Source organism: Deltaproteobacteria bacterium (assembly GCA_016210045.1).
Lineage (GTDB): Bacteria > UBA10199 > UBA10199.
In genome coordinates this window covers 41,374-60,930 of the sequence record JACQUX010000022.1, presented here as the reverse complement: position 1 = coordinate 60,930, position 19,557 = coordinate 41,374, and the positions used below count along the sequence as shown (strand labels likewise).

General features: G+C 60.6%; 20 protein-coding genes and 2 tRNA genes. 19 read left to right on the top strand and 3 right to left on the bottom strand.

The features are described 5' to 3' along the window. The first annotated feature begins 109 nt into the window (after positions 1-109). A complete protein-coding gene (locus HY696_07125) occupies positions 110-1,114 on the top strand; it encodes a hypothetical protein (GenBank protein MBI4238170.1) in 1,005 nt (334 codons plus the stop codon). Positions 1,115-1,195: 81 nt separating this feature from the next. Here the strand turns inward: HY696_07125 and HY696_07120 are convergent, their stop codons facing one another. From HY696_07120 to HY696_07110, 3 genes are all read right to left on the bottom strand, one after another. Next, positions 1,196-2,677, bottom strand: a complete 1,482-nt coding sequence (locus HY696_07120; GenBank protein ID MBI4238169.1) for a hypothetical protein — start codon at positions 2,675-2,677, stop codon at positions 1,196-1,198. A 181-nt stretch (positions 2,678-2,858) separates the two neighbouring features. Continuing rightward, the gene (locus tag HY696_07115) at positions 2,859-3,452 is read right to left on the bottom strand and encodes a dephospho-CoA kinase (protein MBI4238168.1); all 594 of its coding nucleotides are present in this window, start codon (positions 3,450-3,452) and stop codon (positions 2,859-2,861) included. Continuing rightward, a complete protein-coding gene (locus HY696_07110; protein ID MBI4238167.1) occupies positions 3,449-3,907 on the bottom strand; it encodes a hypothetical protein in 459 nt (152 codons plus the stop codon). The genes HY696_07115 and HY696_07110 overlap by 4 nt, the downstream gene beginning before the upstream one ends. A gap of 107 nt (positions 3,908-4,014) precedes the next feature. Here HY696_07110 and ccsA point away from each other — a divergent pair, with 107 nt between their 5' ends. From ccsA to HY696_07020, 18 genes are all read left to right on the top strand, one after another. Further along, positions 4,015-4,803 carry a cytochrome c biogenesis protein CcsA gene (gene ccsA / locus HY696_07105; protein MBI4238166.1) on the top strand — a complete coding sequence of 263 codons (789 nt, stop codon included), beginning with the start codon at positions 4,015-4,017 and terminating at the stop codon, positions 4,801-4,803. Positions 4,804-4,809: 6 nt separating this feature from the next. Further along, positions 4,810-6,102: a glutamyl-tRNA reductase gene (locus HY696_07100; protein ID MBI4238165.1), complete on the top strand. Its 1,293-nt coding sequence runs from the start codon at positions 4,810-4,812 to the stop codon at positions 6,100-6,102. Positions 6,103-6,166: 64 nt separating this feature from the next. Next, positions 6,167-7,390 carry an ATP-binding protein gene (locus HY696_07095; protein ID MBI4238164.1) on the top strand — a complete coding sequence of 408 codons (1,224 nt, stop codon included), beginning with the start codon at positions 6,167-6,169 and terminating at the stop codon, positions 7,388-7,390. Between the two features lie 202 nt (positions 7,391-7,592). Next, a tRNA-Val gene (locus HY696_07090) sits at positions 7,593-7,666 on the top strand. Between the two features lie 125 nt (positions 7,667-7,791). Next, positions 7,792-9,531, top strand: coding sequence for a threonine--tRNA ligase (gene thrS, locus HY696_07085; GenBank protein ID MBI4238163.1), 1,740 nt, complete (start codon positions 7,792-7,794; stop codon positions 9,529-9,531). Positions 9,532-9,557: 26 nt separating this feature from the next. Next, positions 9,558-10,088: a translation initiation factor IF-3 gene (gene infC, locus HY696_07080; protein MBI4238162.1), complete on the top strand. Its 531-nt coding sequence runs from the start codon at positions 9,558-9,560 to the stop codon at positions 10,086-10,088. Between the two features lie 10 nt (positions 10,089-10,098). Further along, positions 10,099-10,296: a 50S ribosomal protein L35 gene (gene rpmI / locus HY696_07075; GenBank protein MBI4238161.1), complete on the top strand. Its 198-nt coding sequence runs from the start codon at positions 10,099-10,101 to the stop codon at positions 10,294-10,296. Between the two features lie 25 nt (positions 10,297-10,321). Continuing rightward, positions 10,322-10,678, top strand: coding sequence for a 50S ribosomal protein L20 (gene rplT, locus HY696_07070; GenBank protein ID MBI4238160.1), 357 nt, complete (start codon positions 10,322-10,324; stop codon positions 10,676-10,678). An 8-nt stretch (positions 10,679-10,686) separates the two neighbouring features. Beyond that, a complete protein-coding gene (pheS, locus tag HY696_07065; GenBank protein ID MBI4238159.1) occupies positions 10,687-11,733 on the top strand; it encodes a phenylalanine--tRNA ligase subunit alpha in 1,047 nt (348 codons plus the stop codon). A 15-nt stretch (positions 11,734-11,748) separates the two neighbouring features. Continuing rightward, positions 11,749-13,803, top strand: a complete 2,055-nt coding sequence (locus tag HY696_07060; GenBank protein MBI4238158.1) for a phenylalanine--tRNA ligase subunit beta — start codon at positions 11,749-11,751, stop codon at positions 13,801-13,803. 23 nt (positions 13,804-13,826) lie between these two features. Continuing rightward, positions 13,827-14,123 carry an integration host factor subunit alpha gene (locus tag HY696_07055; protein MBI4238157.1) on the top strand — a complete coding sequence of 99 codons (297 nt, stop codon included), beginning with the start codon at positions 13,827-13,829 and terminating at the stop codon, positions 14,121-14,123. Positions 14,124-14,148: 25 nt separating this feature from the next. After that, the gene (locus HY696_07050; GenBank protein ID MBI4238156.1) at positions 14,149-14,766 is read left to right on the top strand and encodes a MerR family transcriptional regulator; all 618 of its coding nucleotides are present in this window, start codon (positions 14,149-14,151) and stop codon (positions 14,764-14,766) included. Between the two features lie 98 nt (positions 14,767-14,864). Continuing rightward, a tRNA-Pro gene (locus HY696_07045) sits at positions 14,865-14,938 on the top strand. Between the two features lie 243 nt (positions 14,939-15,181). Then, entirely contained in the window at positions 15,182-16,264 is a 1,083-nt protein-coding gene (locus HY696_07040) for a hypothetical protein (GenBank protein MBI4238155.1), read from the top strand. A gap of 201 nt (positions 16,265-16,465) precedes the next feature. Beyond that, positions 16,466-17,188, top strand: coding sequence for a M48 family metalloprotease (locus tag HY696_07035; GenBank protein MBI4238154.1), 723 nt, complete (start codon positions 16,466-16,468; stop codon positions 17,186-17,188). Positions 17,189-17,229: 41 nt separating this feature from the next. Beyond that, positions 17,230-17,919 carry a protein-L-isoaspartate(D-aspartate) O-methyltransferase gene (locus HY696_07030; protein MBI4238153.1) on the top strand — a complete coding sequence of 230 codons (690 nt, stop codon included), beginning with the start codon at positions 17,230-17,232 and terminating at the stop codon, positions 17,917-17,919. After that, positions 17,907-18,947, top strand: coding sequence for a peptidoglycan DD-metalloendopeptidase family protein (locus HY696_07025; GenBank protein ID MBI4238152.1), 1,041 nt, complete (start codon positions 17,907-17,909; stop codon positions 18,945-18,947). The genes HY696_07030 and HY696_07025 overlap by 13 nt, the downstream gene beginning before the upstream one ends. A 15-nt stretch (positions 18,948-18,962) precedes the next feature. Next, positions 18,963-19,517, top strand: a complete 555-nt coding sequence (locus HY696_07020) for an adenine phosphoribosyltransferase (GenBank protein ID MBI4238151.1) — start codon at positions 18,963-18,965, stop codon at positions 19,515-19,517. The last annotated feature ends 40 nt before the right edge of the window (positions 19,518-19,557 follow it).

Sequence of the window (19,557 nt, the reverse complement as noted above, 5' to 3'; positions counted from 1 at the left end):
TGGTCACTGTGGAGAAATAGAAAAACCGCATTCCCATCAATCCCTTGTCTCGCCAAGCCCGTTGGCACTCCTCCTGCAATCTCAATCTTGTACAAAGGAGGAGTTGAATATGAAGCAAAGTATCATCATCGAAACGTTCCGCGCGTTGGCCTTCACCGGCTTGCTGAGCACCGTGGCCTGCGGGTTGCCGTCGCAATTGCAGAACGCGTTGAGCGATGCGGAGGAGGGGAGTGCGAGCACGGAGAGCGGCACTGGCAGTACGAGCGAGTCAACCACGAAGTCCGCGAGCGATCAGTCCGGTGACTGGATCAGTGCCGACAGTGGGGAGTCCGTGAGTGGGTTGGCCGTCGGGGATTTGCAGGGCGTGGAAATCGCGCTGCAGGAGTCGCAGATCGAAGTGCGCTTCACGGTCGGCGATACCATCCCCTCGCAACTCGAAGACGATCTCTCCCTCTATGCGCTGAACTTCGTCGTTTACGACCCCGATTTGGCGGATGCGGAGTCCGGTTATCAAGCCAACGTCGCGGAGCAAGTGCAAATCGTCGCGCAAGGGAGTGCCGGCACGGCATTGGCGACGAACCATACCGTCAGCAGTGCGTTGAGCGGCAGTGCGCCGAGTGTCAGCACGAAAAAGGGCGTCGCGAAATACGATGGCGTGGACTGCCCGTATAGCGATGCGGCCAATGCGGAGAGTTATGCCGACGACTCCGAACTGTATCAATCGGCCGAAGAAACGGCGACGGAACCGTCGGACGAGACGACAACGTCCGATCCGACGAGCGCCGAAACGCCCATCATCCGCTCGGTCTTGAATGGCTCGATCGCCACGCTGACCATTCCGCTCGACCAATTGCACTTCGGCCTCGACGAGCTGTGCAACTTGGAACTCGGCGCGATCGTGGAGACCGACTCCACTGCACTCGGTCACGTGGTCGATGTCAGCGACGCGATCACGGTCAACGACGGGATCTGTGCCGGCTATACGCGGGCGCGGTGTTGGTTGGACAACAAGTGCACGGAGCTGATGACCTCCTCCTTAATGACGAAGGCGGAATGCAAAGAGATGGATGGCAAAGGTTGGGGCCCGGATAAGGACGATTGCCATGCGTTGTAATTGATGACTGCAGAAACGCTCAATAGTGAGCGCGCCCTGGCCCCGCCGTCCCCGGTTGGGCCGGGGCGTTTTTTTGCGCACTTAGCGTTTCCGAGGATGGCCGCCGGTGTCGGCGCCGATTTCGCTGATAGTGGGGATCCGGGTGCGGACTTTGCCCCAGGCATTGCCGATCAAGTTGGCGCGCCGCACGGCATTCGACTGCCACGTCATATAAATGAAGGCGGGCGGCACGGTGCTGCCGGCGAAGTCTTCCGGGCGGAATTCCCCCAGCACGCCATTTTTCAGATCGGCGGCGGAACGTGTGGCATCTTTGGCGCTGCGCAATTCGACGATCCCATCGATTCCCAGGTGACCGCGATGTCGGGCAAAACGCGGGGTCTCTAAGACGGCGTCATTGGCGGCCACGTAGCGAATCGTCAACGTGACCGTTGGGTTCTGAACCCGCCGGCTCGGATCGACCGCTTCGAACAGCGGGGCCCGTGCGACGATAGCCTGCATCGTCTCCACAATCTCGGCATCGATCGCTTCAGCCGGGAAGGCCACGTTGATCTGTCCGCGGACCTTTGTCTGATGTGTGAGGGTGACGACGGCCGCCCCGGAGGTCCGATCGACCTTAATCGTATACGGGCCCTTGCCACTATTGAGTGCCGCACGCAGTTGCTCGTCGAGTGCCAAGGCCGTTGCTGGGCGCGCCGGCGCGGCGATCTTGGCCCGTGCCGGTACTGCGGGATTCGCAGTCGCTTCGACGGCCGTTGCTCCGACGTGGAGCTGCGCAAAGACTACGTCGCGTGCCTTGTCGAAGGCCAACGTGACACCGGCGGTCTCCGGTGGGAGGCGATACGTGACCTTACCATCCACTGCGCCTTCCAACCCGACACGCGGCTCCACCGTTCCGGCCACGACATCCAGACGTCGTAGATAGGTCCCTTGTTTTGACGCTTTTTCAGTCAATGTCAGGACGCGCGTCGTCGGATCATACTGAATCGTGACATGTGGCGTTTCTCGACTGAGTCGTTTATCGGGCAACGAAATAATGGAGATCAGTCCTCGTGGCTGAAACGTGGGGACCTCTCTAGCACTGCGCTGGATGACCAGTTGGACCGTTGAACTGGTCCGTGACAAATCGATGGTTACCGCTTGTCCGGCCTCGCTTGGAAGCCGTACGCCAACTTCCGGGCGCGAGACTCCGGGCAATGCCGCCAATCGATCGGTCGGTTCCTCACCGACTCCGACCGGAGGAAGGGCCATCGTCGGTCCACTATCAAGAAATAAGTGCTCGACACCCTCGACCGTGCGCGCGACTGGTCCCGTGAGTGCCGGACGTGCACTGCCTTGCGCCGCCCTGGCCGCGCCGCCGTTGGTGCGAAAGAATCCCGCCACGGCCCCGCCGATCCGTCGTAATAGGCCCGGTGTGCCGGCTGGGGGTGTGATCCCCGTGCCATCCCGCACCAGGGGAACGTTGACTGGGACGCGAGGCCCCCGCGCTGTACCGCGCACCAGTCCCGGTCGTCCCCTCTGTCCGGTGCGTACGCCAGTTCCCACGATCGGTGGTTTGCCACCCATAAATGACTCCGTCTGTAGTGCTGGACCTTCCCCATATGTAGTATCGGCACGTCGCAGAAAAAGTTGCGTCCCCCCATCCCAGCAGGCCATGCTGTCAGCAGGCCATGCTGAAAGTAGAGGGACAGAGTGACTTTGAATTAGCCACTTAGGCGATTACCCTGGTGGCGCGAATCAATCGTGTTTACCGCAGTAAGTGGCGATACAAGTTCCGTACGGCAGTTCGCGTGTCCGATATCAGACCGTTGGTCTCAATCACATAATCGGCCCGGGCCAGCTTCTCGTGCAGCGGGAGTTGGCTGTCGATCCGGGCCTCGGCTGTGGGCTGATCGCACTGATAGCGCTTCATGATTCGCCGTACTTGCGTGGCCCGGTCACACGAAACCACGACGATCGCGTCGAACAGCGTCAAATCGCAGACTTCGAAAAGCAGCGGGATATCGAATACGAGTAACGGCGGCTTCCGTGCGGCGAGCGCAGCGGCGCGTTCGTTGATGGTCGCCCAGACCAGCGGATGGATCAAGCCTTCCAGTTGGGCGCGTGCGGCGGCGTCTGCGAACACGCGTCGCGCGACGGCCTCGCGGTCGAGTTGTCCGTCAGCGCGGAGACAGCCGTCCCCGAACAGTGCCCGGACCCGTTCGCGCAGCACCGCGGAATTGGCGTAGAGCTCGTGAACGATCGCGTCGGCATCGAGCACCGCGGCCCCGCATGCGGCCAGTGTCTCCAGTACGGTCGATTTGCCGGTCGCGATCCCGCCGGTGAGTCCGATGCGTCTCATGACGCCTCAGCCGGCGATGTGGCCGCGTGTTTAATGACCAGCAGGAAATCCAACAGCGGACGCACGGCTGCGCCGCCGTATGCCGCGATTTCTTCGGTCAGGCGTTCGACCAATGCGGCATCGGTGGAGACAAAGAGGCGTCGCAAGCGCTCTGTGACCTCTCGCCATTCCGGACTGAGTCGTTCGTGCGCCGCGCGGATTTCGGGGTGCAACAGTTCTTGGCGCCGCATCTCCCAACCGAGTGACGCCGTGAAGTCTTCGGCCGTCCATTCCGTCGTCGCCGCTTGATGGGCCTGGATCAATTTGGTGTAGAGTTCCGGTCGCTCTGCGCCCAGCGCCTCCGCCGCGCGGAACTTTTTCAGGGCCGCTTTCGTCTTTCCTTGTGCCAACAAACGATCGCCTTCGCCTTCCAACCGCTCCGCCCGCTGACGCCCTTTTGTCCCTCGCGTGGCCATGGCCCCATTCTTCAGAAGCGCGGCAAAAATGCAAATGACAAAATGGAGCCGTTGAAATCAGTCAGACACTTGACATTGCTTTCCAAGTCCTTCAGCACAGAGGTCCTATGCCACTCATCTGTATCATCCCGACGCTTTGTCTCTACGGCGCAGCAGCGTTGCTCGCATTGAGTCTCCGCCGTCACCCGGATCACGCCGGTGTCCGCTACGCCGGCCGTTGTTTCCTGCTGGGGTTTTTGTTGCACACCGTTTATCTGCCGGTCGCGATCTGGCGCGAAGGGGCGGCCTCGATCGGGCGCCATCGCGGTGGACTCTTACTCCTGGTCTGGGTGTTGGCGGGCCTGACGGTCTGGCTGACGCGCCGCGCTCGCTGGCAGGGTCTCGCGCCGCTGCTGTATGCCGTGGTCGCGGCTCTGGCCCTCCCGACCTTGCTCGGCGGCCGCAGCGACAGTGCCAGTTGGATCTCTGCCGCGTGGCCGCTGATCCCCGTGCATGTCGCCGGTGCGATTGTCGCGGTCGGGATCTTTCTGGTGAGCGGTCTAGTCGGCAGCTGTTACGTCTGGCAAGACCGCGCGCTCAAGATGCGCCGGCCGACGCCGCAGCTGTTGCGCTTTCCGTCCCTCCCGAGCGTCGAACGCGCGATCACGCGGCTGATGCTGCTCGGTTTCATCGCGCTCACGCTTACCGTCGGGACCGGCGTCATCTTAGGTGGGAGTGCGCCGTCGTGGCTGGGGTCCCGCAGTCATGGACTCCTCTCGCTGTTGGGATGGGTCTTGTACGGATTTCTGTTGCAGAGCCGCGTGCGTCGTTGGCAACCGGGTCGCCGTTGGGTCTTTTTTGCGTTGCTCGGGTTGGCCGTGTTGTTGTTGTCGTTTGTGGAAATACACGGGGTGTAATTTTCTATGATCCTCTGTTGGGGTGTGAACCATACGGTAGCCGACACGGCGCAACGCGAGGCGTTGGCGCTGACGGTCGCGCAACGTCAGTCGTGGTTGCAGGGCGCGGTTGCGGCAGGGTTGCGGGAGCATGTGTTGCTTGCGACCTGCAATCGCACCGAACTCTACACGGTCCTCCCTGATGATGCGGAACCGTCGTGTTTGGACAATTTTGTGCGGACGCAGTGTGCGCGCAGTCACGCGGTATTGACCGCGCGCGGCTATCGCCATCAAGATGAAGCGGCCGTGCGACACTTGTTTAGTGTCGCGGCCAGTCTCGACTCCATGATCGTCGGCGAGGCGCAGATCCTCGGGCAAGTGAAGAGTGCGTTTGCGGAGGCGCTGGCCGCGGGCACGGTCGGCTCGGTCACGCATGGTTTGTTCGCGAAGGCGTTCCAAGTCGCGAAGCAGGTGCGGGAGCGCACCGGGATTGGGCGCCATCCCATTTCGGTGGCGTCGGTCGGCGTGGCATTGGCGCAGCAAGTCTTCGGTCAATTGCAAGACTGCACCGGATTGATCATCGGCGCCGGTGAAATGGGTGAACTGACGGCGCGCCATTTCCGCAAGGCGGGCGTCGGGCGTCTGCTGATCGTCAACCGGACCTTCGAGCGTGCCGCGGTGTTAGCGGCGGAGGTGGGCGGGGAGGCGTGTCCGGTCGGATCGTTCGAGACGGCGCTGGGCGCGGCCGATATCATCATTTGTAGTGCGAGTGGCGATGTCCCCTTGCTCGATGCCGCGCAGCTGGAGCGCGTCCGGCAACAACGAGGCGGACGGCCGCAATTCGTGATCGACATCGCGTTTCCGCGTGGCGTGGACGAAGCGGTCGCAAATTTGCCGCAAGTCTATTTGTACACGCTCGACGATCTCCAACGGGTGGCCGCAGCGAATGCCAACGAACGCCAACACGTCGTGCGCGATGCGGAAGCGATCGTCGCCCGTGCCGCCGCGCAGTATTGGGCGAATCAACGGCCGAATGCCTCGCAGGCCGCGATCGCGTCGCTGCATCAGAAATGGGAATCGATCCGCCAAGAAGAAGTCGCGCGCAGCCTTGGCCGGTTCGGCTCTCCGAACGGGGCAGTGGCCACCGCGATGGAGGCCTGCACCAAAGCGCTCATTGCTAAACTGCTGCGTGACCCCATCCTGCACCTCAAAGGGGAGGGCGCGGACGCGACATCTGTCCCGCCGACCCCCGATGCCCCACCCGCCGAGGCCCACCACTGGCTCCGCCGCCTGTTTCGATTAGGCAGTCCCGACGCGTAAAATGTTGTGCATACAACTGTAAAAAAGTCGTGACTATTTTATAGTTGCATGCTAATTTCTTTATGTGACTCATCGCTATCTTTATCAGCATATTGCCAAACATCTTCGTGAGTTCCGCCAGATGGTCTTTCTGACTGGTCCGCGGCAGGTGGGAAAGACGACATTGGCACAATCGTTTCTCAACCCCATAAAATCCGGCCTTAACTATCTGAACTGGGATGTGGCCTCGCACCGCAAGTGGCTCACGACCCAACTGTTTGCGGGCAAGCAACGATTGGACGGTGCGGAACAAGCGATTGCCGTCTTTGATGAGATCCACAAATACCCCCGTTGGAAAAATGCGGTAAAGGGCTTGTTCGATACGTCCGAACCACACACGCACTGGATTGTCACCGGGAGCGCGCTGCTCAATGTGTACCGGCGAGGCCAGGATTCGCTGCTGGGACGTCACTTCACGTATCATTTGGCCCCATTTTCAGTGGCCGAACTGGCTGCGGCCGGACGGCCGGTGCCATCTCTTGCGGAACTCATGCAACGGGTGTTTGCGTCGCCATCGCCGGCGGCAACAGACGCGTGCACTACGCTCACACGGTTCGGCGGCTTCCCGGAACCACTGTTTCGCGCCGATCAATCATTTTTAGTGCGCTGGCGACGGACTCGCCTCGATCGCCTCATTAATCAGGATCTGGCGGTCACGGAGACGTTGCGCCATCTGCCGTTGGTCGAGCAACTCATGTTTCTCCTGCCGGAGCGGGTGGGGAGCCCGTTATCGCTCAATAGTCTGCGTGAAGACTTGGAAGTTCACTTCGCCACTGTCCGCCACTGGATGAATCTGTTGGAGCGGGTTTTTTACGGATTCTCGCTGCGCCCGTTCAGCCAACGACGGGGACGACTGCTGAAGAAAGAAGCGAAGTGGTACCTTTGGGATTGGACTGAAATCAACGATCCGGCGATCCGTTTCGAGAATCTCGTAGCCGTGCATTTGCGCAAATATGTCGATTATCTCAATGACCTAGGGCTTGGTGAATTAACGCTGCATTATGTTCGCGATAAGGAGAAGCGAGAAGTCGATTTTCTGCTCTGCGAACGCAATCGGCCGCAGTTGCTGCTGGAATGCAAACGGACCGATACCACGGTGTCCCGCAGTCTCGTGCCGCTGGCCCGCTTACTGGGAGTGCGGCGTGCCCTGCAGTTAGTGGAGCGTGGAGCGACCATGCGGGAGCGGACTGAGGAGGGCGTTCGTATCCAAGTCTGCCCCGCCGCAGCGGTATTGGAGTGTCTTGTTTAAAAGCCTGTTCCGCTGTGAACCCGATCCTCCGCGTTTGCAGCTTTGCCGAGTCCGCAGCCACGCGGAAGCGCGACGGCCTCAAAGTGACACTTGAAGCTTGCCCCAAAAACCCCAATCCCTTCAATTCCCTTGACTTTCCCCCCCGAAAATCTATAGGGGTCCAAGTTTTTTACGGGGTGTTTGCAGCCGTCCGCCCCGCCAAGGGCGCGTAGCTCAGTTGGTTAGAGTACTACCTTGACATGGTAGGGGTCACAGGTTCGAATCCTGTCGCGCCCACAAAAATTTGCAGCAGCATCCGCCGAAGGACGGATCCGCCTCAGGTGGAAATTTCCCGATACACGATATACGACAATCGTTATCGCAGAATCCGTATATCGTGTGTCGTGTATCGGGAACGAATTATGGTCTGTCGTGCAGGACATGAAGACGATCCCCTCGAGCGGATGCGGCACTCAGCGGCGCATGTCATGGCCGATGCAGTGCAGCAACTCTTTCCGCAGGCGAAGGTCACCATCGGCCCCGCCATCGAGCAGGGGTTCTACTACGATTTCGACTACGCGCCCGGATTCACACCCGACGATTTAGTGCACATCGAAGCGCGGATGCACGAGATCATCGCGCGCAATCTGCCGTTCACGCGCGAAGAAGTCAGCAAGGCCGACGCGCGGCGACTCTTCACCGAAAAAGGGGAGACCTTTAAAATCGAGATCCTCGACGGCATTCCTGACGATTCCGTGACCCTTTATCGGCACGGCGCGTTTGTCGATCTCTGTAAAGGCCCGCATGTCGCACGGACTGGCGACATTAAGGCGATTAAGCTGCTGAAGGTCGCCGGCGCGTATTGGCGTGGCGACGAGCACAATCCGATGTTGCAACGGATTTACGGCACGGCGTTCCTGACCGACGCCGAGTTGCAATTGTATCTACAACGCTTGGAAGAGGCCAAAGAACGCGATCATCGTCGACTGGGGTCGCGGCTGGATCTGTTCTCCATGCATCCGATCGCGCCCGGTTCGCCGTTTTTTCATCCGAAAGGGACGGTCGTCTACAACGCGCTCCAAGAGTATGTCCGCACGCTCTATCGCAAATACGGGTACAGCGAAGTCGTGACGCCGCAAGTCTTCAAGACCGAACTGTGGAAGACCTCCGGCCACTACGAGGCCTTTCGCAGCGATATGTTCCTGATGGCGGTCGACGAAGAAGAATATGGGCTGAAGCCGATGAATTGCCCGGGCCACTGTTATCTGTTCGGACTACGCAAGCCGTCGTATCGCGAACTGCCGATCCGCTACGCCGATTTCGGCCGGTTGCATCGCTTCGAACCCTCCGGCACGCTGATGGGGCTGACCCGAGTCCGTTCCATGGCGCAAGACGACGCCCATATTTTCTGCACGCCTGAACAACTCGACCAAGAGTTGACCAGTTTTATCGCCATGACGCGTGAAGTCTACGCGACGTTCGGGTTCGAGCGGATCGAAGTCACGCTCCAGACGCGTCCGGAAAAATTTCTCGGCACGATCGAACGTTGGACCGTGGCCGAAGCGGCGCTGCGTCGCTCGTTGGAGCAGGCAGGATTTCAAGTCACGGAACTCCCGGGCGAGGGCGCGTTTTACGGACCGAAGATCGGTTTCGATTTCCGCGACGTCCTCGACCGCGCCTGGACGCTGGCCACCGTACAAATCGATTGCGCGATGCCCGAACGCTTCGGCCTCGCCTATATCACGCCGGAGGGCTGCGAAGCCGTCCCGATGATGCTCCATCGCGCCATTCTCGGGACGTTGGAGCGATTCATCGCGATTTTGTTGGAACACACCGGCGGCAAACTGCCGCTCTGGTTGGCGCCAGTCCAGGCCGTGGTGTTGCCGATCGTCGATGCCTCGATCCCATACGCCCATGAAGTCCGCGACGCACTGGCCGCCGCAGGACTGCGCGTCACCTGCGACGAGCGGAGCGAAAAACTCGGCGCCAAAATCCGCGATGCCCAATTGGAACAGATTCCGTATATGTTGGTCGTCGGCAAACGCGAAGCGGCGGACCGCAAAGTGGCGGTGCGCGCCCGCAGCGGCGGCGACCTTGGCGCGATGACGATCGAAGACTGTGTGCAACGTTTGCAAACAGAGGTTGACTCAAAACATGTCTGAGCAGCGCACAACAGAGGAGGTGGCTCATTCAACCACGTAAACCGGAATTGCGAACCAATCGACGGATCCGTGTCCCGGAAGTGCGTTTGATCGGGGCCGAGGGCGAGCAACTGGGGGTTTTTCAGACCGCCGATGCGCTGAAGTTGGCCGAGGATATCGGGCTCGACTTGGTCGAAATCTCGCCGACCGCGCGTCCACCGGTCTGTAAGATCATGGATGTGGGTAAGTGGAAGTACGAGCAAGCGAAGAAGGCCCACGAGGCGCGGAAGCATCAGTTCGTGGCGTTGGTGAAGGAAATCAAGTTGCGTCCTTCGACTGGCGTGCATGACCTGGAAGTGAAGCTGAAACGGATTCGCGAGTTTCTGACTCAAGGGCATAAGGCGAAAGTGACCATCCAGTTCCGCGGGCGCGAAATGGCGCACAAGGATTTGGGCCAAAAGATGTTGCAGCGCGTGATTACCGGGGTGGCCGAGTTGGGCGCGCCGGAGCAGACGCCGCGGTTTGAGGGGCGGTTCCTTTCCACGGTGTTGCAACCGATGAAGCAGAAGTCAGCGTAAGGAGATGATGATGCCAAAATTAAAGACGCATAGTGGGGCAAAGAAGCGATTTAAAGTCACAAAGAGCGGCAAGGTGAAACGCGGGCAGGCCAAGCGACGCCACTTGTTGAGCCATAAGGCAGCGCGGCAGATGCGGGCGTTGCGCACGCCAGCCTACGTGCACGAGGCGGACGTCGCTGAGATGAAGCGATTGTTACCGTATGGTTAGTTAAGGACTGCGAGAGGGAGGGAATATGGCACGAGCAAAACGTGGGACTAAGGCGCGCGCGCGGCGCAAGAAGGTCTTGAAACGGGCCGAGGGCTTTGTCGGTGCGCGGAGTAAATTGATCCGTACCGCGCAAGAGGCCGTCGATCGCGCGTTGGCCTATGCGTACAAGCATCGCCGCGTGAAGAAACGCGATATGCGTGGGTTGTGGCAGACGCGGATCGGTGCGGCCAGCAAGCTGCATGATATTTCCTACAGCCGTTTCATGAACGGTCTGAAAAAGGCGGGTGTCGTGCTGGATCGCAAGGTCTTGGCGGAGCTGGCCGTGTGTGACCCGCAAGACTTCGCGAAGCTGGCGACGCTTGCCGGACAACACGCCGCATGAGTCACGCACTGTTGCAGGAGCTGAATGGCCTGGAGTCTGCCGCGCGGACGGCGTTGGCGGAGGTGCGGGACGAGGCGTGCCTGCAGGCGGTGCGCGTCCAATTCTTAGGACGCAAAGGCGGGCTGACGGCCGTGTTAAAACGGTTGGGCGAGTGCACGCCGGAAGAGCGTCCGATCGTTGGGCAGCGGGCCAATGCGGTCAAGGCGCTGCTCGAAGCGGAAATCGAACGCGTCCACTCCACACTGCAGGCCGGTCATTTGGCGGAAGCATTAGGCGACCGCATGGATGTCTCGTTACCGGGACGCGCGCCCACGCCGGCCGGCTATCCGCACCCGATCAGCACCACGATGGAGCGGATCGTCGGCATTTTCCGTTGCCTCGGATTTTCGACCTATGAAGGGCCGGAAGTCGAAACGGAATATCACAACTTCGAAGCCCTCAATATGCCAGCTGATCACCCGGCGCGGGACATGCAAGACACCTTTTATTTGCAGCCGTTGCAGTCCGGGGCCGCACCGTTGCTGTTGCGGACCCATACGTCTCCGGTCCAAGTCCGTGTGATGCAATCCCATCCGCCGCCACTGCGCCTGATCGCGCCCGGCGCGGTCTATCGACGTGACGCCGACGTCACGCATTCGCCGATGTTTCACCAAGTCGAAGGCCTGTATGTCGATACCGACGTGACTTTCCGACACCTGAAGGGGATGCTGCAGCTGTTTGTGGAACAGCTGTTTGGCGATGCCGTGCAGACCCGATTTCGTCCCAGTTTCTTTCCATTCACCGAGCCCTCCGCCGAGATGGATCTCGGCTACCTCCGCGACGCGAATGGCATGCGTTTCGCGCGCGCGGGCGACGCGGTCACCGGCTGGATGGAAGTCTTGGGTTGCGGCATGGTCGATCCCGCCGTCTTCACGGCCGTCGGCTATGACCCGACGCAAGTGACGGGCTTCGCGTTCGGCGTCGGCGTGGAGCGGATTGCGATGTTGCTGCACGGCGTGGACGATATCCGATTCTTTTTTGACAGCGATCTGCGTTTTTTGTCGCAGTTTATTTGAATAAAGTGATTCCCTATGCGCGTGCCGTTGGGTTGGCTCAGTGAATTCGTCGACACGAAAGGCTTATCTCCCGAAGCCGTGGGGGAACGCCTCACGATGGTCGGTTTCGAGCTCGAAGCGCTGCATGTCGACGGGGACGAGACGGTACTGGAATTCGCCGTGACGCCGAATCGTCCCGATGCGCTCAGCGTGCGCGGCATGGCGCGTGAAGTCCACGCGGGGTTTGCACGCGCCTGCACGATGCCCGACGAGCCCGAGCCGACCACGACCGGCGCAGACACGCATCTCCAAGTCCAATTAACGGATCCGGTGCGGTGTCCGCGATACACGGCGGTCGTGATGAACGGCGTGCGGGTCGGGCCGTCGCCGGCTGCGGTCCAGGCTCGATTGCAGGCCGCCGGCGTGCGCCCGATCAATAACGTCGTCGATGCCACGAACTATGTGATGCTGGAATACGGTCAACCATTGCACGCGTTCGACGCGCGCTTCGTGGAAGGACACGCCATCACGATCCGCACCGCTGGCGCAGCGACCACGTTCAAGACGCTGGATGGCGTCGAGCGCGCGTTGCTGCCGGACGACTTGTTGATCTGCGATGCGGCGCGTCCCATTGCACTCGCCGGCGTGATGGGCGGGGCGAACTCCGAAATTCAGAGCGACACGACGCGCGTGGTGCTCGAAAGCGCGTATTTTGCGCCGACCGGCATCCGGCGCACCAGTCGCCGGCTCGGCTTGAGCACGGAATCCTCGAAACGTTTCGAACGGGGCGTCGACCCGAACGGCGTGCTGCGCGCATTACAGCGCGTCGCGACACTGATCGCCGCGTGGGCCGGTGGCCGTGTCGTGGGCGAGTGGATCGATTGTTACCCGCAACCGATATCCGCCATGACATTGCTGTTGCCCGCGCGTGAATTGGAACGCGTCTTGGGCGTCAGCATTGCCGCCGGCCAAGTCACGACGCTGTTGACGGCGATCGGATGTGAAGTGGCGTCGGTCCCCGACGGCTGGCATGTGACCGTTCCGACGGCGCGCCCCGACCTGACGCGGCCGATCGATCTCGTCGAAGAAGTGGCGCGGCTGTATGGATACGACCACATTCCGGCCGCATTGCCGCGCGCGGCGGTGGCGGTGCCGCACCATCCGATCCATGCTGCGTGGGCGGCCCAGTGCCGGGAACGGTTGCGGGCCCAGGGATTCAGCGAAGCGGTGCACTATGCGTTCGTCCCCGCCGCGACCGTCGCGCGCTTCGTGGTGCCGGGACGGGAGCCGATCGCCATTGGGAATCCGTTAGGCGAGGAACCAGCGCTGTTGCGCACTACATTGGCCGGTGGTCTGGTCGAGGCCGTCGAGCGCAATGTGCGCCATGGCGCGCGCCACGTGCGCCTCTTTGAACTCCGTCATGTCTATTGGCAGGAAGGGGCTGCCGCCCGCGAGCGGCTTCATCTAGGCGGAATTTTGGCCGGGGAACGGCATACTTGGGGTTGGAGCCAGTCGCGGGATATGGTAGATTGCTTCGACGCCAAGGGTGTCGTCGAGGCGATATGCCAGTGGAGTGGGGGCCGGCTCGTGCAGTGTGGGAACAAGGGCGTTCCGGCGTTTTTACATCCCGGGCGGGCGTTTGCGGTGGAGTCGGACGGTGAGTTGTGTGGGTGGTGTGGAGAATTACATCCCATGTTATTGCAACAGTACGCACTGAAAACGCCCGTGGTTCTGTTCGAACTCGACGCCGATCGCTTGGCCGCTTGGGCATCCGCCCACAGCCCCCACTATCAACCGATCAATCGTTTCCCCGGCGTGCGGCGGGACCTCTCGCTGCTCGTCGATCGCGACCTCCCCGCGCAGCGCGTGCTCGATACCATCAGTGAGTTGCGCGAGCCGCTCTTAATGCAGACCAAAATTTTTGATGTCTATCAGGGAGATCGTCTCCCACCTGGAAAGAAGAGCTTGACGTTTGCCGTATTCTATCGGCATCCTCAGCGTACGCTGACGGACGCTGAAGTGGTCGCTGTGCATGAGCGGATCGTGAGTGGGTTGGCAGCTCGGCTCGGTATCGAAGTGCGGGGGACATAACTCGAGGACGACGGAGGGGGCTTATGACGAAGGCCGAAATCATCGAACAGATTTACGAAAAGGTCGGGTTTTCGAAGAAAGAGTCGGCGGAAATCGTCGAACTCGTCTTCGACATGATGAAAGAAACGCTCGAGCGGGGCGAAAAAATCAAGATCAGTGGATTCGGCAATTTTTTAGTGCGGCAAAAACGTTCGCGCGTGGGACGTAATCCACAGACCGGTGATGCGATCGAAATTTCGGCACGGCGGGTCTTGACGTTCCGGCCGAGCCAAGTCTTAAAGCAGGCCCTCAATCGTGCCGAGGCACCGGCCAATCAGTGATGGCTGATAGCGGAAGGAGTCTCTTATGACCGCAGCCCGCCGCCGCACCGTCCCCAATAAACTCTATTTTCGCATCGGCGAAGTGAGCGACATCGTCGGCGTGAAGCCGTATGTGTTGCGGTATTGGGAGACGGAGTTCTCCGATATCCGTCCCACCAAATCCAAATCGGGACAGCGGCTCTATAAGCGGCGCGATGTGGAACTCCTATTGATGATTCGTGAGCTGTTGTACGACGAGCGCTATACGATCGACGGCGCAAAGCAGCGGCTGCGCGAATTGCTCCGCGGCGCGCGCGACGGCGCTAACAGCGAACAGGCGGAGTTGTACACCGCACCGGCCCCAACGCTGCCAGTCGCCGCAGTCGCAGCATCGGCAGCGGCGGCGCCAATGGTGTCGATCGCGGGCGATGTGGCGGTTCCCGCAGCGGCCCTGACGGCGTCGCCGCCGGAAGGAGTGATTCCCGGGACTCCGACTCGGCCCGTGGTCCCAATTCTCGGCGAGAGTGGCGGTGGGAGTGCGGCGAGACGCACGCCTGTTGCACCGGCCGCGCGCAGCCATCCGCCTCATGAAGGCGAACGGAGCAAACTGCTGATCAAACTGAAGAGCGATTTACAGGGGTTGCTGCAGGAGCTGCGCACGTAATGGGTGACTCCAACCTCGACATTTTTTGATGCACTCGTTATACGAGCGGCAGATGGTGGGCCCCAGAATGCATGGGGCCCGTGGTTTGAAAATTGGTTCGGAGCGTAGCGCAGCCTGGTAGCGCACTACCTTGGGGTGGTAGGGGTCCGGGGTTCAAATCCCCGCGCTCCGACATTAGAATGGGGGGTCTGTAAATCGCCGAAGGAGCTATTCGGTCATTACATTAGGGCGGCGATTTACAATACCCCCCATACCCCCGCGCGACGGACCGGCAAAGCCGGATCCGTCGCTTGAATGGGGGGGCCGCTTTGCGCCGACTGCGGGCTGCGCCCGGCAGTTGGCTTTGAATGGGAGAGCGGCTGATGCGCCCACGGGTTGGCTTCGCCAACCTGGTCATGAGTTACGAACTTTCTCTATGGGAAAAATCATTTCATTCATCTTGGTGCTGCTGGTCTCGCCGTTGGTGTGGGGGGCGGGGGTGCAATTGCCGGTGCAGACGTTGTATGGGAACGGGCAGGTGCGGTTGGAAATTGCGGCGAGTCCGGACGGCGATGATCTAATTCTCCGCGCATATGATCCCGATGGCCAACTCACGAAAGAGGAGTGGGTACAAGGGGGGCAACTCAAACTCGATAGCCAAGGCGAACGCTGTGAGGGCAACCGCAAAGACGGCGTCGTCCGGTGCGAACATGAAGACTCGCAAACGATCAGCTACTATCCGTATCGCGGATATTTAGTCGAAGGCACGGTTCGGATCGTGGAGCCGAACGGGTATCGCCGCACGACTTATCATGTGGGAGAAAAAAACGGGTTGGATGAACAGTTTTCCCAGTACGGCAATCGCACGGAGCGGCGCAGTCGGCATTATGTCGCGGGGAAGTTGCATGGCAAAGAGTTGGTCGTCAGCAATGGAAAATTAGCACGCTTGCGAACGTGGCGCGCGAATAAGCTTGATGGGCGGTGTATTGATCGAAGTGAATACCGAGAGCGGGTGGGAGAGTGTCGCGGAGATGAGTATAGTGGCTTTACTGGAGTAGAGCGTTCTTATGACGCGGTCTCTACGCCACGCAAGGGAAAGTCGGCGCGTGCGCGCCATGCACGGCGGTTAGTGGCGGAGATCGTCTATAAAGACGGAGCAGTGGTGCGGGAACGCAGGATTGACCATGGCAAGTCCGCAACGCGTACGACGAAAAAAGAACCGCCCAAGAAAAAAGTTCCGCCGAAACCGGGCGCCGGAGGGTTGATGCCCGATGCGATTTGTAGTGCGATCAGCGCGGCCGTCTGTGATCGGATGACCGCATGCAAAACGGACATCGGGGGACGCAGCACCTCCGAATGCAAATCCGTGTTGACCGAACAGATGTGCGTCAGTCTTCCGGAAAAGGCGAAGGCCGTGAATCAAGCGACGCTCGACCAATGCGTCGGCGCGATCCATAAATTGAAATGTAAAGCGCTGAAAGAACCAAACGCCCCCGCCGGTTGTGAATTCATGAATTAATGTCCGCCAATGAGGCCTAGCAGGCCCCTTTTGGGGAGTGTGGTCCCCAGTCGCAGGCTTAGGCCTTTCCAGGGCTCGCCGCAGCGATGTGCTATTCAATCAGCAGATTCCAACAGATAGACTGGTCTCCGTCTGAACGGGACAGTGCCGTCAGGAGGGCACGGGAATTGATTATACGACTACATAACTGGGAGGTTGGTTATGGAGTCAAAGTCACGTGGGACCCTCGTTCTTCTGACCGTCGCATTCGCGCTGCTGGCGTCGGTCGCGCACGCTGCGGGGGCGCATGCCCTTCCGCCGATCTCCGAGGATGTGGAAGTCGGAAAAGAGGCGTTACAGCGCAGTTTGAAGCTGATGGCATCGGAGCGGGCTGCCGACCCGGAGATGGTGGCGCGGGTTCAGGGGATCCTCCATCGGGTCGCCGCGGTCTCTGACTTGCCGGCGCTTCCCTATGAAATTCATGTTGTGCCGTCCTCGATTGCCAATGCCGGGTGTTACCCGGGCGGCAAGATCATCATGTTCGAAGGGATTTGGGACAAGAAAAAGGGGTTTGTCCGCAAAGACAAAGAAGACGAGCTTGCTTCCATTGTGGCGCACGAGGTCGCACACGCCGCGAAACGCCACTGGGCGCGCCGCGAAAAGGGCGGCGAGCGGCCGCGCCATGCCGAATATGAGATCGAGGCCGATTACCGCGGGATGATTTACATGGCGCGGGCCGGCTATAATCCCAAGACCATGATTCGCGTCTTCAGTCGCCAAGCGATTCGTGAGGCGCGAGGGCATCAGCATTCGCACCGCCCAATTTCACGCTATACGCGCGAATGGCAACAGACGTTCGCGTCGCATCCGACCGGTCACCAACGCGCCCAAGCGCTGCGCCAGAATCTTCGCGAGGCGATGGAAATTTATCGCGCGACGAAGTAGCAGGCTTGCCCCAACCCACACGATCTGCGATACGCGGCACAATGCCGGGACGCGATCGCTTTCATCAGGGCGGATTATCTGCGCGACAACAGGGACTGCATGTGGCGCGCCGCCGCATGGTCCGCGAACAATTGGAACGGCGTGGGGTGCGCGATCCGCGCGTGCTTTCGGTCATCGGCAAGGTGCCGCGCCATCTCTTTGTCGAAGAGGGGTTGTGGGACCAGGCCTACTCCGATCGCCCGTTGACGATCGGCGAAGGGCAGACGATCTCGCAACCGTTCATCGTCGGTTATATGACCGCGCAGTTGCGGCTGACGGGGACCGAACGGGTCTTGGAGATCGGGACCGGATGCGGTTATCAAACGGCGGTGCTCTGCAGCCTGGCTCGTGAAGTCTATTCCATCGAACGCATTGCCACGCTTTCGCATCGGGCGCGGCGCGTGTTGTACGATCTCGGGCTGGTCAATTTTTCGCTTCGTATCGGCGATGGCACCGTTGGCTGGCCCGAGGCTGCACCATTCGACGCGATTATCGTGACGGCGGGCGGGCCGGAGATCCCGCAAGCCTTTTTGGCGCAACTGGCCGACGGCGGACGCTTGGTGATCCCGGTCGGCTCCACAGAGGCGCAGACGCTCCTGCGTGTGACTCGAAAGGGCGCGCAATTTACGCAAGACACCCTGACCGACTGCCGTTTTGTGAAGTTGGTCGGGGCGTATGGGTGGCGCTCCTAGTAGATCTGTGCTACATTCCGCGCGTGCACGCGGGGATCCTTCTCTTCTTGATCATGGTCTTGCCGGCCTGTGCGACGCTCGGCGTGCGGGCGGGCGGTTTTCATATCGTGAAGCCGGGCGACGGGATGGCGAGCATCGCGAGTCGCTACCATATCTCCGTTCAAGAGTTGGCCGAGTGGAATAATCTCCAGGATGAATCCGCGATGAAAACCGGGACGCGCGTCTATATCCCGGCGCGACGCATGGATCGGTCGGACAAATTATTCGCCAGCGAACAGATCGTCGGGCGGAGTGCAGCGAAGCGCGTACCGAAAGTGCCGCGGGCGGAACGGAGCGGATCGAAATCCGTGAAGGTGTTCCATGGGCAATTCGCCTGGCCGGTGGAGGGCACTGTCCATTCGTTGTTCGGCCTGCGCGGCGGGCGTCGTCATGACGGGCTGGATATCGGCGGCAAGCTGGGCGATCCCGTCCGCGCTGCGGCGGCGGGCGAAGTGGCGTTCGTCGGGAAACTGTCCGGCTATGGCAATATCGTAATTTTGCGGCATCCGGATCATTACTACACGGCGTATGCGCACAATTCGAAACACTTGGTGGAAAAGGGCGAGCGGGTCCGACAAGGGGCCGTGATCGCGAAGGTCGGCGCAACCGGCCGCGCCAGCGGACCGCATCTGCATTTCGAAGTTCGGTATGGACAGCAAGCCCGCAACCCCCTATTTTTTTTGAACCCTCGGAATGGAGAAGAGCGAGCGCTAGTAGCCAAGGCGCGGTCCCAGGGTGGGGGGAATGCGCCGGTCGTGGCCAAGGCGCCGGTGGCGGCGCCGAAGACGCGCGGTGACAAACAAACAGCAACGCCAAAAGCGGCGCAGTCGCCGCCCGAGACGACAGTGGCGCAGCGTGAGACAACGCCGATAGAGCCCAACGCAACGATGACGGCGGCGCCGACTCAAGAGAAATGGCAGAAACACGTTGCGACCGGACGACCGCGCGAACGAAGAGTGAACAAGCCATTTCGGGCGCGACAACAATAGATGAGAGGAACATACATGGCTGGTCAATACGCATACGTCGGTGGCGAATTAGCAACGGCCGTCCGTGCGGCGATCCGTGACGTTCCTGACTTTCCGAAGCCGGGGATCCTGTTTAAAGATATCACTCCGCTCTTATTGCAACCGGCAATCTGTACTCGCGTCACCGCCTATTGGGTGGAGCGCTATCGCCAACGTCCGATCGACGCAATTGTCGCCGTGGAGTCGCGCGGCTTTCTGTTCGGCGCGCCGTTGGCGTATGAACTGAAAAAACCGCTGGCCTTGGCCCGGAAGCAGGGGAAGTTGCCGGCCGCCACGGTGACGCAAAGTTACGCGCTGGAATATGGAACGGCGGCGATCGAACTCCACGCCGACGCACTGACGCGGGGGCAGCGCGTCTTGATCATCGATGACTTGTTGGCCACTGGCGGCACGGTGGCCGCGACGGCGCAATTAGTAGAGCGGCAGGGCGCGCACGTCGCCGAATGCGCATTTCTCATCGAACTCGGCTTCCTAGCCGGCCGCGCCGCCCTGGAGGCCTACGACGTCTGCTCGCTGGTCCGATACGACTAATCGCCGCTGTAGCTCAGTGGATCTGGCGCGCCCCCCAGCA

Bases quoted from the DNA above. Each gene is read 5' to 3' on its own strand.
- HY696_07125 (MBI4238170.1), top strand. From the start codon at position 110: ATGAAGCAAAGTATCATCATCGAAACGTTCCGCGCGTTGGCCTTCACC.
- HY696_07120 (MBI4238169.1), bottom strand. From the start codon at position 2,677: ATGGGTGGCAAACCACCGATCGTGGGAACTGGCGTACGCACCGGACAG.
- HY696_07115 (MBI4238168.1), bottom strand. From the start codon at position 3,452: ATGAGACGCATCGGACTCACCGGCGGGATCGCGACCGGCAAATCGACC.
- HY696_07110 (MBI4238167.1), bottom strand. From the start codon at position 3,907: ATGGCCACGCGAGGGACAAAAGGGCGTCAGCGGGCGGAGCGGTTGGAA.
- ccsA (MBI4238166.1), top strand. From the start codon at position 4,015: ATGCCACTCATCTGTATCATCCCGACGCTTTGTCTCTACGGCGCAGCA.
- HY696_07100 (MBI4238165.1), top strand. From the start codon at position 4,810: ATGATCCTCTGTTGGGGTGTGAACCATACGGTAGCCGACACGGCGCAA.
- thrS (MBI4238163.1), top strand. From the start codon at position 7,792: ATGGTCTGTCGTGCAGGACATGAAGACGATCCCCTCGAGCGGATGCGG.
- rpmI (MBI4238161.1), top strand. From the start codon at position 10,099: ATGCCAAAATTAAAGACGCATAGTGGGGCAAAGAAGCGATTTAAAGTC.
- rplT (MBI4238160.1), top strand. From the start codon at position 10,322: ATGGCACGAGCAAAACGTGGGACTAAGGCGCGCGCGCGGCGCAAGAAG.
- HY696_07060 (MBI4238158.1), top strand. From the start codon at position 11,749: ATGCGCGTGCCGTTGGGTTGGCTCAGTGAATTCGTCGACACGAAAGGC.
- HY696_07055 (MBI4238157.1), top strand. From the start codon at position 13,827: ATGACGAAGGCCGAAATCATCGAACAGATTTACGAAAAGGTCGGGTTT.
- HY696_07050 (MBI4238156.1), top strand. From the start codon at position 14,149: ATGACCGCAGCCCGCCGCCGCACCGTCCCCAATAAACTCTATTTTCGC.
- HY696_07040 (MBI4238155.1), top strand. From the start codon at position 15,182: ATGGGAAAAATCATTTCATTCATCTTGGTGCTGCTGGTCTCGCCGTTG.
- HY696_07035 (MBI4238154.1), top strand. From the start codon at position 16,466: ATGGAGTCAAAGTCACGTGGGACCCTCGTTCTTCTGACCGTCGCATTC.
- HY696_07030 (MBI4238153.1), top strand. From the start codon at position 17,230: ATGCCGGGACGCGATCGCTTTCATCAGGGCGGATTATCTGCGCGACAA.
- HY696_07020 (MBI4238151.1), top strand. From the start codon at position 18,963: ATGGCTGGTCAATACGCATACGTCGGTGGCGAATTAGCAACGGCCGTC.